The organism is Amycolatopsis sp. NPDC114504, assembly GCF_055633595.1.
In genome coordinates this window covers 54,599-69,325 of the sequence record NZ_JBVKDU010000002.1, presented here as the reverse complement: position 1 = coordinate 69,325, position 14,727 = coordinate 54,599, and the positions used below count along the sequence as shown (strand labels likewise).

Annotated in this window: 13 protein-coding genes; 7 read left to right on the top strand and 6 right to left on the bottom strand. The window is 72.4% G+C overall.

Annotated features, from left to right (window positions below; genetic code table 11):
- Nucleotides 1–109: 109 nt before the first annotated feature.
- Nucleotides 110–667: a chorismate mutase gene (locus tag ACZ7PG_RS11825; RefSeq protein ID WP_470239099.1), complete on the bottom strand. Its 558-nt coding sequence runs from the start codon at nt 665–667 to the stop codon at nt 110–112.
- A gap of 31 nt (nt 668–698) precedes the next feature.
- On the opposite strand from ACZ7PG_RS11825, the gene ACZ7PG_RS11820 reads away from it, so the two are divergent.
- From ACZ7PG_RS11820 to ACZ7PG_RS11805, 4 genes are all read left to right on the top strand, one after another.
- Nucleotides 699–1,520, top strand: a complete 822-nt coding sequence (locus tag ACZ7PG_RS11820) for a Nif3-like dinuclear metal center hexameric protein (RefSeq protein WP_470239098.1) — start codon at nt 699–701, stop codon at nt 1,518–1,520.
- A 10-nt stretch (nt 1,521–1,530) separates the two neighbouring features.
- A complete protein-coding gene (locus tag ACZ7PG_RS11815) occupies nt 1,531–2,268 on the top strand; it encodes a zinc ribbon domain-containing protein (RefSeq protein WP_470239097.1) in 738 nt (245 codons plus the stop codon).
- Entirely contained in the window at nt 2,265–3,398 is a 1,134-nt protein-coding gene (locus ACZ7PG_RS11810) for a bifunctional RNase H/acid phosphatase (RefSeq protein WP_470239096.1), read from the top strand. The genes ACZ7PG_RS11815 and ACZ7PG_RS11810 overlap by 4 nt, the downstream gene beginning before the upstream one ends.
- 199 nt (nt 3,399–3,597) lie before the next feature.
- A complete protein-coding gene (locus ACZ7PG_RS11805; RefSeq protein WP_470239095.1) occupies nt 3,598–5,340 on the top strand; it encodes a hypothetical protein in 1,743 nt (580 codons plus the stop codon).
- Here the strand turns inward: ACZ7PG_RS11805 and ACZ7PG_RS11800 are convergent.
- From ACZ7PG_RS11800 to ACZ7PG_RS11780, 5 genes are read right to left on the bottom strand one after another with little or no spacing between them, the layout of a single operon-like run.
- Nucleotides 5,324–6,565: an SLC13 family permease gene (locus ACZ7PG_RS11800; RefSeq protein WP_470239094.1), complete on the bottom strand. Its 1,242-nt coding sequence runs from the start codon at nt 6,563–6,565 to the stop codon at nt 5,324–5,326. The genes ACZ7PG_RS11805 and ACZ7PG_RS11800 overlap by 17 nt on opposite strands.
- A 21-nt stretch (nt 6,566–6,586) precedes the next feature.
- On the bottom strand, nt 6,587–7,699 hold the full coding sequence (sfnG, locus tag ACZ7PG_RS11795; protein WP_470239093.1) for a dimethylsulfone monooxygenase SfnG: 1,113 nt from the start codon (nt 7,697–7,699) through the stop codon (nt 6,587–6,589).
- Between the two features lie 57 nt (nt 7,700–7,756).
- Nucleotides 7,757–10,546 carry an AAA family ATPase gene (locus tag ACZ7PG_RS11790; RefSeq protein ID WP_470239092.1) on the bottom strand — a complete coding sequence of 930 codons (2,790 nt, stop codon included), beginning with the start codon at nt 10,544–10,546 and terminating at the stop codon, nt 7,757–7,759.
- Nucleotides 10,547–10,577: 31 nt separating this feature from the next.
- Complete coding sequence (locus ACZ7PG_RS11785) at nt 10,578–11,159, bottom strand: zf-HC2 domain-containing protein (RefSeq protein WP_470239091.1); 582 nt, start codon at nt 11,157–11,159, stop codon at nt 10,578–10,580.
- On the bottom strand, nt 11,156–11,734 hold the full coding sequence (locus ACZ7PG_RS11780; RefSeq protein ID WP_470239090.1) for a sigma-70 family RNA polymerase sigma factor: 579 nt from the start codon (nt 11,732–11,734) through the stop codon (nt 11,156–11,158). Before ACZ7PG_RS11780 ends, ACZ7PG_RS11785 begins: the two co-directional genes overlap by 4 nt.
- A 237-nt stretch (nt 11,735–11,971) precedes the next feature.
- Between ACZ7PG_RS11780 and ACZ7PG_RS11775 the strand changes: the two genes are divergently transcribed.
- The 3 genes from ACZ7PG_RS11775 to ACZ7PG_RS11765 are packed head-to-tail and all read left to right on the top strand — an operon-like array spanning nt 11,972 to nt 14,702.
- Nucleotides 11,972–12,640: a DUF4142 domain-containing protein gene (locus tag ACZ7PG_RS11775; RefSeq protein WP_470239089.1), complete on the top strand. Its 669-nt coding sequence runs from the start codon at nt 11,972–11,974 to the stop codon at nt 12,638–12,640.
- An 8-nt stretch (nt 12,641–12,648) separates the two neighbouring features.
- Entirely contained in the window at nt 12,649–13,455 is an 807-nt protein-coding gene (locus ACZ7PG_RS11770) for a 4Fe-4S domain-containing protein (RefSeq protein WP_470239088.1), read from the top strand.
- Nucleotides 13,452–14,702, top strand: coding sequence for an NAD(P)/FAD-dependent oxidoreductase (locus tag ACZ7PG_RS11765; RefSeq protein ID WP_470239087.1), 1,251 nt, complete (start codon nt 13,452–13,454; stop codon nt 14,700–14,702). Before ACZ7PG_RS11770 ends, ACZ7PG_RS11765 begins: the two co-directional genes overlap by 4 nt.
- Nucleotides 14,703–14,727: the final 25 nt, after the last annotated feature.

The window sequence follows — 14,727 nt, the reverse complement described above, 5'->3', positions numbered from 1 at the left end:
GGATGCTGCTCGAAGTGCACGGGTCAGGGCTGCGGCTGCTGCGGCAACTGCAACTGACACTCCACCCGGCGCTCGCGGCGGCGGCGGTGGACCCGCCGCCGGGGCGCCCCTAACGGGTGATGCAGGTCGCCGACGTCGCCTCGTTCAACGCCCGCGCGTGCAGGACGTCGAAGCGGTGCACCACGTCCGCGACGCCCGCCGCCACCAGCTGACGTGCCGGGCACGAACGGGCCTTCCGCGCCGCGAGCGTGGCGCTCAGCTCCGTCAGCAGCCCCGTGTTCAGCCGGTCGATCACCGGGCGGATCTCGCCCAGGTCCGGCTTCGTCGTCGGCGCCTCCGACGGGTGCGCGTCCCAGCGCGCGTACAGCCCCCGCTGGACCACCTTGTTCGCCTCGATCTGGGCGTGGAAGAACCGCACCGCGTCCGCCGGGTCGAGGCCCAGCTCCGGGGCCCGCGCCGCCACCGAGTCGTAGATCTGCTGCTCGCGCACCGGGTCGTCGATCGGGGACGGCGTGCCGTACTTCGCCGCCGCCACCTTGTCGGCGATCGCGACGCGCTGGGCCGCCAGGTCCGTCAGCTGCCACAGCGAAGCGCTCGAAGCCGAGGCCGGGACCGAAGCCAGGACCAGGCCGGACACCACCGCGAAGAGCACAGCCAGTACTCGCATGGCTCGCGACCGTACATGCGAAGATCCCCCGGTGCCCGCGCTTTCCGAAATCATCACCGTCCTGGACCAGGCCTACCCGCCCGCGCTCGCCGAGTCGTGGGACGCCGTCGGCCTCGTCTGCGGCGACCCCGCCGAGCCCGTCACGCGCGTGCTGTTCTGCGTCGACCCGGTCGCCGAGACCGTCGACGAAGCCGCCGACCTCGGCGCGCAGCTGATCGTCGCGCACCACCCGCTGCTGCTGCGCGGCGTGCACGGCGTCCCCGCGGACACCGCCAAGGGCTCGCTGGTGCACCGGATGATCCGCGAAGGCATCGCCCTCCACTGCGCGCACACCAACGCCGACTCCGCCGACCCCGGTGTCTCCGACGCGCTCGCGCGGGCGATCGGGCTGCGCGTGACCGGTCCGCTGGCACCCAACGAAGACGGCGTCACCGGCATCGGCCGCCTCGGCGAACTGCCCGAAGCCGAGCCGTTCGCGATGTTCGTCCAGCGCGTCGCAGACGCCCTCCCCGCGACCGTGCCCGGGGTCCTCGGCGCCGGCGACGCCGACCGCCCGATCCGCACCGTCGCGGTGTCCGGCGGCGCCGGGGACTCCTACCTGAAGCAGGCCACCGCGGCCGGCGTCGACGCCTTCGTCACCGCCGACCTGCGGCATCACCCCGCCGGTGAGCACCTCGCGAACCCGGGCGCCGTGCCCGTGCTGGTCGGGCTGACCCACTGGGCCAGCGAATGGCCCTGGTGCGGGCAAGCCTCGGCGGTCGTGGCGGAGGCGTTTGCGGGTAACGTCGACACCTACGTCTCCACGCGGTGCACCGACCCGTGGAACGTCCGCGCCGAGCGCACATCGATCTAGAGGGAGCACCGTGAAGGCCGAACCCGCCGTGCAGCGTCAGTTGCTCGAGCTCGCCAAGGTGGACGCCGAGCTCTCGCGCACCGCGCACCGCCGTCGCACCCTGCCCGAGCTGGCCGAGATCGACGCGGGGGAGAAGACGGCCCGCGAGCGCCGCGACGCGCTCGTCTCCGTGGAGACCGCCGCCTCCGACCTCGACCGCGAGATCGCCCGGCAGGAGAAGGAGATCGAGTCGGTGCGCGCCCGCGAGGACCGCGACCGCAAGCTCCTGGCGGGCGGCTCGGTCAACGCGAAGCAGATGACCGACATCGAGCACGAGCTGCAGACCCTGCAGCGCCGGCAGAGCGCGCTGGAGGACGACCTGCTGGAGCTGATGGAGCAGCGCGAGGCCCTCGGCCTGGACGCGCAGCGCACCGGCGCCGAGGTCGACAAGGCCGAGGCCGAGGTCGCCGCCGCGGTCGCCCGCCGCGACGAGGCGTTCAAGGACCTCGACACCACCCGCGCCCGCCGCGACGAAGACCGCGCGAAGCTGCTGCCGCGCTTCCCGGAGCCGCTGCTCAAGCTGTACGAGCGCGTCCGCGAGCACAAGGGCATCGGCGCCGCGCTGCTGCGCGCCCGCCGCTGCGGCGCGTGCCAGCTGGAGATGGACCGCAACACGATCGCCGAGATCAAGGTCGCGCCGGAGGACGAGGTCATCCAGTGCGAGAACTGCGGTGCGGTGCTGGTCCGGACCATGGAGTCGGGTCTGTGACTTCGCACGTCGTCATCGAGGCGGACGGCGGTTCGCGGGGCAACCCCGGCCCGGCCGGCTACGGCGCGGTCGTCAAGGACGCCGCGACCGACGAGGTCCTCGCCGAGCGCAAGGAAAGTCTCGGCGTCGTCACCAACAACGTCGCCGAGTACAACGGCCTGATCGCCGGGCTGGCCGCCGCGGCCGAGCTCGGGGCGTCCATTGTGGACGTCCGGATGGACTCGAAGCTCGTCGTGGAGCAGATGTCCGGGCGCTGGAAGATCAAGCACCCGGACATGCAGCCGCTGGCCGAGCGGGCCAAGGAGCTGGCCGCCGGCTTCTCCCGCGTCAAGTACGAGTGGATCCCGCGGGCGCAGAACTCCCACGCCGACCGGCTGGCCAACGAAGCCATGGACGCGGCCACCGGAAAGCCCGCCGCCGGGAAGCCCGCGCCGAAGCTGCCGACCCGGAAGCCGGACCGCGCGACCGTGGCCTGGACCGGCGCGAAAGGCACGCCGACCCGGCTGCTCCTGCTGCGTCACGGCCAGACGGAGATGTCGGCGCTGCGCCGCTACTCCGGCCGCGGCGACGTCCCGCTGACCGAGCTGGGCCGGTCGCAGGCCGCCGCGGCGGCGAAGCGGCTGGCCGCGATGGACGGCCTGGTCGACGGCGGCGTCGGTGGCGAGGCCGTCCCGATCATCTCCTCGCCGCTGACCCGCACGAAGCAGACCGCGCAGGCCGTCGCCGACGCGCTCGGCGGCCGCGTCGAGACCCACCCCGGGCTCATCGAGACCGACTTCGGTGACTGGGAGGGCCTGACCTTCGCCGAAGCGGCCGACCGCGACCCCGAGCTCCACTCATCCTGGCTGGGCGACAGCTCGGTGCCGCCGCCCGCCGGGGAGAGCTTCGACGTCGTCCACCGGCGCGTCCGCAAGGCCCGCGACGAGCTCATCGCCGAGCACGGTGGCAAGACGCTGGTGCTGGTCAGCCACGTGACGCCGATCAAGACGCTGCTGCGGATGGGCCTCGACGCCGGCCCGCAGCTGCTGTTCCGGCTGCACCTGGACCTGGCGTCGCTGTCGATCGTCGAGTTCTACCCCGACGGGAACGCTTCGGTCCGGCTGGTCAACGACACGTCGCACCTGACCTGACCGGCCACCGAGCTGACGAGGGAAATGTGGGACGGATCACGCTCAATGCCGACGCGTGGCGGACCCCGGATGGGGTATTGGCTACAGTGTCTCGACCGCGACGCCGCGGCGGTGGACCCGGCCTCGGGTCCACTTCATGGGGCGCCAGCTCGTGCGCATCCCACCGGCAGAGGCCTGCGGGCGGAACAGTGACGAGGACATGACGGCTAGCGCACTCACCGAGACCTCCCCGAGCGACGTCCCCGAGGACCCGGCACCCGCGACGACCACGCGGAGCTGGGGCTCGCGGCTGGCGCCGGTGCTGGCCGTGCTCGCCGGCGTCGCGGCGGTGGCCGTCCACGCCGCCCGCTACGGCCACTGGATCGTCGACGACGCCGCCATCACGTTCTCCTACGCCCGCAGCTTCGCCGACGGCCTCGGCCCGGTGCTGCAGCCGGGCGCCCCGCCGGTCGAGGGCTTCTCCGACCCGACGTGGATGGTGCTGCTCGGCGTCGGCAAGCTCGTCGGCCTCTTCGACCACGGCATGCTGTTCGGCCTCCCGGACTACGTGCTGTTCCCCAAGGCACTGGGGCTGCTGTTCACGGGCGGCATCCTGACGGCGGGCTACATCGCCGCGAAGCAGATCTTCCCGCGCTTCGCCTGGCTGGCCACGCTGGTCGCCGGCCTGACGCTGGCGACGATCCCGTCGTTCGTCATCTGGGTCGTGTCGGGCCTGGAGAACTCGCTGTTCGCGTTCGTGGTCGTCACGCTGGCCGTGACGCTGTTCGTCGCGGTCCGCAACGACCGTCTCCTGACGCCGAAGGTCGCGATCTGGGCGGGCGTCATGGTCGCGTTCGCCGCGCTGACCCGGCCGGAAGGCCTGATCTACGCGGGCGCGTACCCGCTGGCGGCGCTGTTCCTGCTGCGCGGCGGCCTGTTCTGGAAGAGCTTCCGCCTGGCGCTGCTGTCGGTGGCGGCGTTCGCCGTCCCGTTCGGCGGGTACGTCGTCTGGCGGCACTCGGAGTTCGGGCGCCTGCTGGCCAACCCGTCGGTGGCCAAGCAGCAGGGCCTGCCCGGCTTCGACGCGCTGAAGCGGCCGTTCGAGCTGGCCGGCTACGCGGGCTGGGCGGGTGTCGTCCTGCTGCTGCTCGTGATCGTGTTCGCGCTGGTCAAGGCCCCGTGGCGGCGTCCGCTGATCGCGCTGCTGGTGCCGCTGGCGCTGGGGATCGTCGCGTACGGCGTGATGGTCGCCGACTGGATGTACCAGCACCGGTTCGCCAGCCCGATCTGGCCGCTGGCGGTCATCGCGGGCACGCTGTCGGCGGGCGAGCTGCTCAAGCACCGCCGGGCGCTGCTGCGGATCGGGATCGTCGTGGTGCTGGTGGGCGCGTTCGTCCCGTCGGCGATCGGGTTCGCGCAGGCCGCGGACAAGTTCGCGAAGAACCCGAACATCACGGCGTGCCTGGTGGCCGACCGCTTCGGCCGCGGGTTCAACACGTACGCGGACATCCTGGGCATCCAGAAGGCGTCCCTGCTGCTGCCGGACCTCGGCGGGTCGTCGATGACCAGCCGGCTCGAGCTGGTCGACATGGCGGGCCTGGTCAACAAGCCGATCGCCGACCTGGTCCACGACAACGACCTGGCCGGCCTGCGCGACTACGTGTTCGACACGGTGAAGCCGACGTTCATCCACTCGTGGGGCCCCTGGGCGGCGGGCAACGGAATCGCCCTGGACCCGCGCCTGGACCGCGACTACGTGCTGATCTACAGCTCCCCGATCGAGGGCCTCCGCAACGGCGACTGGGTCCGCAAGGACGCGGTGACCGACCCGGCGAAGCTGAAGGCGGCGCAGGACTACGCGGCGAAGACGATCCCGGAGGTGGCCGCGGACCGTTTCGGCGGCCCGCTGGACGACTGCGGCGCGACGATGAAGCCGGGCCAGACGATCACGATGCCCAGCTGAGACCGAGCCACAACGCCCCTGTCGCCGCGACCAGGCACAGGGGCGTTGTGATGAGCCCCAGCGCGTGGAACGTCTTCGCCGACGGGTGTTCCGGCAACGTCCGGCGCCACAGCAGCGTCGCCAGTGAGCCCAGGTACGTCGCGTTCGGGCCGATGTTGACGCCCAGCAGCACCGCCAGCAGCACTCCCGGCGCCGGGTGCGGGCCCAGCACCGACAGCAGGATCAGCGTCGCCGGGAGGTTGTTCACCAGGTTGGCCAGCAGGGCCGCCACCCCGGCCGCCAGCAGCAGGTCGACCAGGCCCGCCGACGTCGGCAGGACGTCGCGCAGGAGGCCGCCGAGCAGGTGCTCCGACACGGCCTCCACCACCACCGCCAGGCCCAGCACGAACAGGACCAGCTGCGGCGCCGCCTCGGTGACCAGCTGCCACGGCTTGATCTTGCCCAGCGCCAGCGCCCGGGTGCCGAGGATCAGCGCCGCCAGCGCCGCGATCCACACCGGCTCGACGTGGCCGAGCGGGCCCAGCGCGAAACCGGCCAGCGTCAGACCCAGGATGACCAGCGAGAACGTGGGGGTCTCCAGATGCCGCACCGGCTCCGCCGCCGGGCGCGGGCGCAGGTCGGCGGCGAAGAAGCGCAGGAACACCAGCAGCTCGATGCCGATCGTGACCAGCCACGGCATCGCCATCGCCGCCGTGAACCCGGCGAACGTCAGGCCGGACGCGCCGAACGCCAGCAGGTTCGTCAGGTTCGACACCGGCAGCAGCGTCGACGCCGAGTTCGCCAGGTGCGCGCACGCGTAAACGTGCGGCCGGGCCGGAAGGCGGAGGCTCGTCGCCGTCGCCAGGACGACCGGGGTGAGCAGGACGACCGTCGCGTCCAGGCTGAGGATCGCCGTCACCCCGGACGCCGCGGCGAAGGTGAGGACCAGCAGCCGCCGCGGCTTGCCGTGGCAGGCCTCGGCCAGGCGGTTGCCGAGCCAGGTGAACACGCCGTCCACACTGGCCAAAAAGGACAAAAGCAGGATCGCGGCCAGAAAGCCCAGCGTCGGGAGGATCTCGACGGCGCGCTGCCCGGCCGCCTCCGGGCGCACGAGCCCCAACAGCAGCGCGAGCCCGGCGGCCGGCACCGCGGCGACGGCTTCGGGCCAGCCGCGCGGCCGCACGATCGCGAAGACCAGGACGCCGGCCAGCAGTATCAGGCTTCCCGCGCCTGCCCAGAAGTTCACCGGCTCACGCTAGACGGGCCTTCAGACGCCCAGCGGCTCCGGGGTCGCGGCGCCGCGCGCGAGGTCCTGCTCCTTCGCCCGGATGACCGGCAGCACGTGCTTGCCGAAGTGCTCGACGTCCTCCAGGTAGTGCAGGAACCCGAGCAGCAGCAGGTTCGCCCCGCGCTTCTTGTACTCGATCGCCCGGTCGGCGATCTGCTCCGGCGTGCCGATCAGCTTCGTGCGGAAGCCGTCGTTGTACTGGACGAGGTCCTCGAACTCCGAGTCGGCCCACATGCCCTTGGCGTCCGAAGTGGACTTCCCGGCCTGCTTGACGGCCGACCGGAACCCCTCGACCGCCTCGACGTTGGCCTTCGCGACGATCTCCTTCAGAACCGCGCGAGCTTCGCTCTCCGACTCACGCGCGATCACGAACCCGTTCAGTCCGAAGCGGACAGTCCGCTCGTGGGACGCGGCGTACCCGCGCACCTCCGAGACCTGCTCGCTGAAGCCGTCGAAGTCCTTGCCGTTGCTGAAGTACCAGTCCGACACGCTGCCCGCGAGCTTGCGCGCCGCGGTCGAGTTGCCGCCCTGGAAGATCTCCGGGTGCGGTGCCGCGACCGGCTTCGGCTTGATGTCGAAGTCGTGGATCCGGTAGAAGTCGCCGCGGAACTCGGCGTGGTCGTTCGTCCAGAGCTCGCGCAGCACGCGGATGAACTCCTCGGACCGCCGGTAGCGCTCGTCGTGCTCCAGCCACGGCTCGCCGAGGCCGGTGAACTCGCCCTTGAACCACCCGCTCACGACGTTGACCGCCGCGCGGCCGCCGGAGATGACGTCGGCGCTGGCGATGAACTTCGCCAGCACGCCGGGGTGCCACAGTCCGGGGTGGACGGCCGCGATCACCTTGAGCCGCTGCGTCGCGAGCAGCAGCGCCAGGCTGAACCCGGTCGACTCGTGCTGGTAGGAGGCGCCGTAGCTGGCGGTGTACCGCACCTGCGAAAGCGCGTACTCGAACCCGCTGTTCTCGGCCAGCACAGCGAGATCGCGGTTGTACTCGTAGCCCCAGTCCGTCCGCTGTTCGATGTCGGACGTGACGAGGCCACCGCTCACGTTCGGGACCCAGTAGGCGAATTTCAACGGCTCTTCGAGCGACATGGCCCGAGTAGAGCAACGACGCACGAGACGGTCAACGCGCGTCCACGCGGTGGGAAGTCACCCGCCGCGCTGTGACTTCGCCAGTGCGCCACCGAGTTCCGCGCGGCCGGGGATGCCGAGCTTGCGGTACGCGCCGGACAGGTGCAGCTCCACCGTCCGCCGCGTGAGGTGCAGCGCGGTCGCGATCTCGCGGTTCGTCAGCCCCTGCGCGGCCATGACGGCGATGCGGTTCTCCTGCCGCGTCAGGCCGTGCTCGTTGTCCTTGGCCGGCGTCAGCGCCCGCCGTGCCGAACGCAGCTCCTCCGCCGCGCGCCGGGCGAGCGGACGCGCGCCGCAGTGCTCGCTCAGCTCGACGGCCTGCCGCAGCGTCTCGATGGCCTTTTCGGACTGACCGTGGCGCGCCTGCAGCGAGCCGAGCTCGGTCAGCGCCGTCGCCAGCTGGAGGCGGGCCGGGGACGAGCGAAGCGTCGTGATCGCCTTGTTCAGCGCCCGCTCGGCTTCGTCGTCCTCGCGGACGAGCCCGAGCGTCGTCAGCGCCGTGCCCAGCGGCCGCGCAGCGCCCCAGCGCGTCGAGGCGGTCATGTCCTCCTCCGCCAGCCGGGCCGCGTCGTCGGCCTGGCCCAGCGCCAGCGCCGCCCGCGCGGCGTGCGCGCGCCACGGCACGAAACCCGGGAACCGCATGCCGTGGTGGGCGAGCCGGCGTCCGCAGCTGAGCAGGTCCTCGAACCCGAAGCGCGTGTACCCGGTCGCGACGCGCAGGCGGCCGCGCGCGTACAGGAGGTAGGTGTGGGTGAACAGGCCCTGGCTCGCGACGAAGTCCATCCGGTCCAGCAGCGACGTCGCCGCCTCGAACCGGCCCAGGTCCACCCAGCACTCGACGAGCTTCGCCGCGCACAGCACGCCGACCGGGCACGTCGTCGTCCCGCCGCGCTCGTCGAAGCGGCGCAGCAGCGACTCGAAGTGCACGCTCGCCCGCTGCAGGTCGCCGCTGGCCTGCAGCGCGATCCCGCGGGCCAGGGTGGGCAGCGCGCCGTGCGGCACGTGCACGTCCCACGGCTCGCGCTCGACGTCCAGGACGCGGCACAGCCGGTCGACGTGCACCGGCTCGTCCGCGAGCACCGCGGTGGCGAGGGTGAAGAAGTAGTGCTGCTCGAACAGCTCGCCTTCGCCGGACGGGGGCGAAGCGGTGAGGCTCAAGGCGTCCGCGAAGTGCTTGACGGCCTCCGGCGCCGACTCGCCGTTGCGGACGGCGTCGAGCGCCAGCAGTGCCGACCGGCTGCGCTGCGCCGCCGGGTCGGTCGGCGGCGCCCACTGCTCTTCGAAGTCGCGGAACTCCGGCGGCGGGCCGAGCCGGCTGCCGGCCTCGGCGAGGTAGGTCATGCACAGCAGCGGCCACACGGCGTCCGGGCCACCGGCGTCGAGCCGGGCGGCGATCTGTCCGGCCGCGCTGATCGCGAGCCGCGCGTCCTGGCCGCCGCAGAGCGACAGCAGCATCGCCGAAGCGATGAACGCGGCCGTGTCGCGGTTGCCGATGGTGTCGACGGCCTCCCGCACCCGCTGCGCCGCGGCGGGCGGGTCGACCTGGAACTCCGCGTGGGCCAGCTGCAGCAGCACGGCCACCCGGCGCCCCGACGTCAGGCGCTCCTCCAGCGCGCGCCGCAGGTACCGCGCGCCCAGCTCGGGACGGCCGGAGAACACGGCGTTGCGCGCGCTCAGCCGCAGGACGTCCACGCCCCACGGGATCCGGATCGACGTCGCGTCGAGCAGGTGCGCGGCGACGCGCTCGGCCGGCGCGCCGGTCTCCGACAGCAGCTTCGCCGCCCGCGCGTGGTTGACCGCCCGCGTCGTCTTCGGCATGTCCCGCAGCACGGAGTTGCGGACGAACGGGTAGGTCAGCGTCGGTGCGTTGCTGTTGTTCAGCACGTGCAGCCGGACCATCGTGTCGATCGCCTGCAGCGCGTCGAGCTCGTCGACGCCGGCGAGCTGGGCCAGCAGGTCGAAGCCGGCGTCCTCGCCGAGGATCGCGGCCGCGTGCAGGATCGCCGGCGCGTCCGGGAACTCCTTCATCCGCGTGTGGAGCACCTGCCCGATCAGCGACGAGCCGAGCTCGTGCGGGTCCGCGCCGGGCAGCAGCCGCGGCCGCAGCGCCTGCAGCAGGTACGGGTTGCCGCCGGTCGCCTCGCGGCAGGCCGTGGCGAGCTCACCCGGGGCGAGCCCGAGGATCTCCGCCGCGCCCGCGTCGCCGAGGCCGTTCAGGGTGATCGTCGCGGGCGTGCAGCCCGCCATTTCCAGCAGCGCCACCTCGCGGTGCGGCGGGTGGCCGATCAGGGACGTGAGTATGATCAACACCGGCAGGTCGAGCACGCGGTGCCGGATGTAGGCGAGGCAGCGCATCGACCAGGCGTCGGCGAGGTGCACGTTGTCGATGCCGAGGAAGAGCGGGCCGCGCTCGGTCGCTTCCCGGATGATCCGGAAGAAGCGGTCCAGTGCTTCGCCCTCGCCGGCCGGGCCGCACTCGGCGGGCAGCTGCGCCGAGCCGGGGTCCAGCACGTCGGCCAGCTGGCGGGCGAGCCCGCCGGGCAGGTGGCTCTCCAGCCGCGACCCGGTGGCGACCGCGACGGTGAAGCCGGCGTCCGCGGCGAGCGCGGCGGTGGTGCGGAGCGTGGCGCTCTTGCCCATGCCGAACTCGCCGACGAGGACCGCACTCGCGGCCGTGCCCCCGAGCGCGACGGGGAACAGGCTGGTCAGGCGGCTGAGCTCGGGTTCGCGGCCGGGGAGCCGCGGGGCGGGGCGCTTCGGTACCGAAGCCCCGCTGGGGGGATGCTCGGAATTTACTTCGGTATCCACCGTAAGGACTTTCATGTTGGGTTGGGGCAGACTACTGGAAACCGGCTGACCACGGGAGATCCCGCAGGTCATGGCCGGTACCGGCCACAACCTGAGCAGGGGAGACGATGGACGCAGCGGATGCGAACCAGGTCCTCGCGGAGGTCGGCCGGGCCCAGACGACCAGCACGGCCACGCCCAGCAGGAGCGCGCCGGCGGCCATCCCCCGCCGGCGCGAGAACACGCGGGGCTTCCGGCGCCGGGCCGCGCCATCGCTCGGCGGCGGGTAGTTGACGTCGAGCCGGGCGGCGTCACCGGCCGCCGGGTCGCCGGCCGCGGGGGACACCTGATCGGTCGGGCTGCCGGAGCCCGGGGCGCCGGTGCCGGCCAAGCCACCGGGGTCCGGGAAGCCGGCGCCGGCCAAGCCACCGGAGCCCGGCGGCTCGCCGCGAGGGGGACCGCCGCCCGGCAGGTAGCCGAGCCGGGCCGCCTCGGCCAGCGCCGCGGACACCGGGTGGAACCCGGTGAGCAGCTCCCGGCACCGGGGACAGCCGTCCAGGTGCGTTTCGAACTCTTCCGGGTCGTCCAGGACACCGAGCTCGTAGGCCGCGGTGTCGCGGTGCTTCGCCCTCATCGCACCGCCATTTCCCCGAGCGCCTTACGCAATTGCCGCATCGCCGTGTACAACCGCGATTTGACGGTTCCCTCGGGAATTCCCAGATTTGTCGCCGCCTGCCGGACGGTGTTTCCGACGAGATATGTCTCGGTGATGACGGACTGATATTTCTCGTCCAGTTCCGACAATGCCCGGCTAATCGTTAGTGCGGCTAACGAACTGTCCGCGCGATCGGTGGACTCGGCGTTTTCCGGGATCTCCAGAGCGACCTCCTGCGGGCGAACCCGGCGATTTCGCCAGCCGTCGATGACGATCCGGCGCGCCACCGTGAGCAGCCAGCCGCGCAGCATTCCGGGCTCGCGTTCGAGCGTGCCGGCGTGCTGCCACGCGCGGATCATGGTCTCCTGCACGACGTCTTCGGTCCACTGCCGATCATGGTTGGTCAGGGCCAGTACCTGCGAAAACAGGGTGGCGCGGAAGTCCTTGTACAGCAGCGGGACGAGGTCGTCTCCCGTGTCGGGACGCGCTCGCACCGCGGTCGCGGACGAGGTGTGGCCGGCGTGGCCGAGACGTTCTCTGCCCGGTGCTTCCATAAAGCTCGCAACCTCACCTGACTGGCGGACCGTTGGGCCATCGGAGCGTAGCGCAAAAACACTTAATAGGCCATATGCATTAGTTTTCGTGCCCCATTAGGCGTGGCGCCGGCGGCGGAGGGTTCAAATTGTGTCTTGTGATGTACGTCACAGTCACTAAAAGGTGACGGCGAGAACCGGTGAACGCCGTTCTTCCGTAACCCCCGTTGAGACGTTCTTCGCGAAGGGACAACGGGGATGCCGTTCCGATTCGTGGCCTTGTTCGCCGCCACGACCGCGCTCGTGCTCGGCTGTGCTTTGCCCGCGTCCGCCGGCGAGCTGCAGCAGACCGACCGCACCCTGCTGGCGCGCCTGAAGCAGCACACGCTGTGGGCGACGCCGGCGAGCAGGCTCGCCGCCGACCGCGCCACCAACCGCCGCGTGCGCGCGGTCGCCGTCCGCATCGCCGACGACCAGGCCCGCCTCGACGTCGCCCTGCGCGCGGTCGCCGACCGGCTCGCCATCACCCTCCCCGCCGCGCCCACCGCACAGGAGCGCGGCTGGGCCGACGAGCTCTCCGGGGACTCCGGCGACGCGTTCGACCACGCCTACGTCAACCGCCTGCGCGCCGAGTACGGCTCCCTCTTCGGGCTCGCCTCCGACGTCCGCGCCGGCACCCGCGACGACGACGTCCGCGCGTTCGCCCAGACCGCCGTCGACACCGCGCTCGGCCACCTGACGCTCCTCGAGAGCACCGGGCTCGCCGAGACCACGTCCTTGCTCGTCTCCGCCACCGAGGACGACACCCTCGGCGGCGCGGACCTCGCTTTCGGAGCCGTTTTCGTGGCGTTCGCCGCCGTCGCCACGTTCGGCCTGCTCCGCCTGCTCGGAACCCCCGGCAGGACCCAGCCGCGCACCCGGAGGTAAGCCCGCCCATGTCCCCGTCCGCCGCGCTGCTCCCGGTGTCACCGCACGACACCGGGATCGCCGAGGCCGCCGCGCTGTCCGGCCGCCTCACCTACCTCTGCATGTGCCTGACGCTGTGCTGGGGCGTGCTGGCCGCCACCGGCTGGGTCCGCCGGTTCAGCGGCCAGGACGCGCTGCGCACCGGCCACGTGCTGCTCGCCGCGTTCACCCTCGCCACCGGCACCCTGCACGGGCTGACGTTCCTCTTCCTCGAGGACGACCCGTTCGGCGTCGCCGACCTGCTGCTCCCGTTCTACGACGGCACCCCGCGGCACGCGCTCGGCATCGCTGGCCTCGAGCTCGTCATCGCGGTGTCGATCACCGCGGGCCTGCGCCGCGGCGCGCGCGAAGGCCGCTGGCTCCGCTTCCACCAGGCCGGCTACCTCGCCATCGGGCTGCTCGCCGGGCACGCCTGGCTCGGCGCGATCTCGAGCGGGCACCTCTCGGTCGTCTGGCTCACCGGGATCACGCTGCTCGTGCCGCCGGTGATCCTGTCCGTCCTGCGGGTGCTGCCCGCGTCGGCGCTCGTCCGGGCCGGGCTGGTCGAACCCGTGCCCGACGAACCCGAGATCGCCTCGCTGCGGGTCGACGTCGACAGCCACCGCTGCCACTCCTACGGCGTCTGCCAGTCCGAGGCGCCCGGGGTCTTCCAGCTCGGCCACGACGGGCAGCTCGAGTACGAGAAACGGCCGGGAGCCGGGGAAACGCCGAACGTCCGCGCGGCCGCGCGCGCCTGTCCCATGCGAGCCATCCACCTGTTGGGAGCCACCTCGTGAGCGAACGCATCGTCATCGCCGGAGCCGGCCTCGCCGGCCTGCGCGCCGCCGAACGGCTCCGCGAGCTCGGGTTCGACGGCGAAGTCATCGTCCTCGGCGCCGAGCCCGACATCGCCTACCACCGCCCGGCGCTGTCCAAGAGCCTGCTCACGGGCGCGGTCAGCCGGGCCCAGACCCTGCTCGCCGACCCCCTGGAAGTCGACGCCGAGTGGTACTTCGACACGCCGGTCACCGCGCTGTCGCCGAACCGGCAGATCGTCCACCTCCGCGACGAGGAGCTCCGCTACGACGGCCTGATCATCGCGACCGGCGTCGAACCCCGCCGGATGCCCGGCGCGCCGCACGGCCACCCGCGGGTCGTCGTCGTCCGGACCCTGTCCGACACCACGGCCCTCCAGCGCGCGCTCGCCACCAGCTCCGGCCCGGTGGCCGTCATCGGCGACGGCTTCATCGGCTGCGAAGTCGCTTCGAGCCTGCGCGAGATGGACCGCGACGTCGTCCTCATCGGCCGGTCGCGGGGCCTGCTGGCCGACGTGCTCGGCCCCGACATCGGCGACTGGCTGACGGCGCTGCACACCGCCCGCGGCGTCCGGCTGGAGCTCGGGACCACCATCCGCCGGTGGCACCCGGGCACGACGTCGGTCGGCCTGGAGTTCGCCGACGGCCGCGCCATCGACGTCGCCTGCGTCGTGGTCGCCGTCGGGAGCGTGCCCGCGGTGTCCTGGCTGCGCGGCGCGAAGCTGCCCCTCGACGACGGCGTCGTCTGCGGACCCACCTGCCACGTCGTGGGCTCCGACACGATCGTCGCGGCGGGCGACGTCGCCCGCTGGCCCAACCTCCGCTACGACGCCACACCGAGGCGCGACGAACACTGGCTCAACGCGGTGGAGATGAGCCGCGCGGCGGCCGAGAACCTCCTGGCCGGGCCGTCGGGCTCGCCGGCGTACACCCCGGTGCCGCGCTACTGGTCCGAACAGCACGGCGTCCGCATCCAGGTAGCCGGCCGGCCGATGCTCGGGAGCGACACGGTGCTCCTGGAGTCCCCGGTGCCCGGCACCAGGCCGATCACGGGCTTCGTCTCGGGCGGCAGGCTGGTCGGGCTCATCGGCCTCGACAGCCCGGCCGCGGTACTGCACTGGACGGCCGAGCTGGCCCGCCAGCACCCGGCGCCGTCGATCGTCCCGCCGCAGCGGCCCCCGGAACCGGAGCGCCCTCGTCACCACAGCCGCGCGGCAGCCGGGTACTGAGGGTCGGCCGCGGCTTTTGCTGAGG

Coding starts and splice junctions, on each gene's coding strand:
- ACZ7PG_RS11805 (WP_470239095.1), top strand. CDS start 3,598: ATGACGGCTAGCGCACTCACCGAGACCTCCCCGAGCGACGTCCCCGAG.
- ACZ7PG_RS11775 (WP_470239089.1), top strand. CDS start 11,972: ATGCCGTTCCGATTCGTGGCCTTGTTCGCCGCCACGACCGCGCTCGTG.
- ACZ7PG_RS11780 (WP_470239090.1), bottom strand. CDS start 11,734: ATGGAAGCACCGGGCAGAGAACGTCTCGGCCACGCCGGCCACACCTCG.
- ACZ7PG_RS11825 (WP_470239099.1), bottom strand. CDS start 667: ATGCGAGTACTGGCTGTGCTCTTCGCGGTGGTGTCCGGCCTGGTCCTG.
- ACZ7PG_RS11770 (WP_470239088.1), top strand. CDS start 12,649: ATGTCCCCGTCCGCCGCGCTGCTCCCGGTGTCACCGCACGACACCGGG.
- sfnG (WP_470239093.1), bottom strand. CDS start 7,699: ATGTCGCTCGAAGAGCCGTTGAAATTCGCCTACTGGGTCCCGAACGTG.
- ACZ7PG_RS11785 (WP_470239091.1), bottom strand. CDS start 11,159: ATGAGGGCGAAGCACCGCGACACCGCGGCCTACGAGCTCGGTGTCCTG.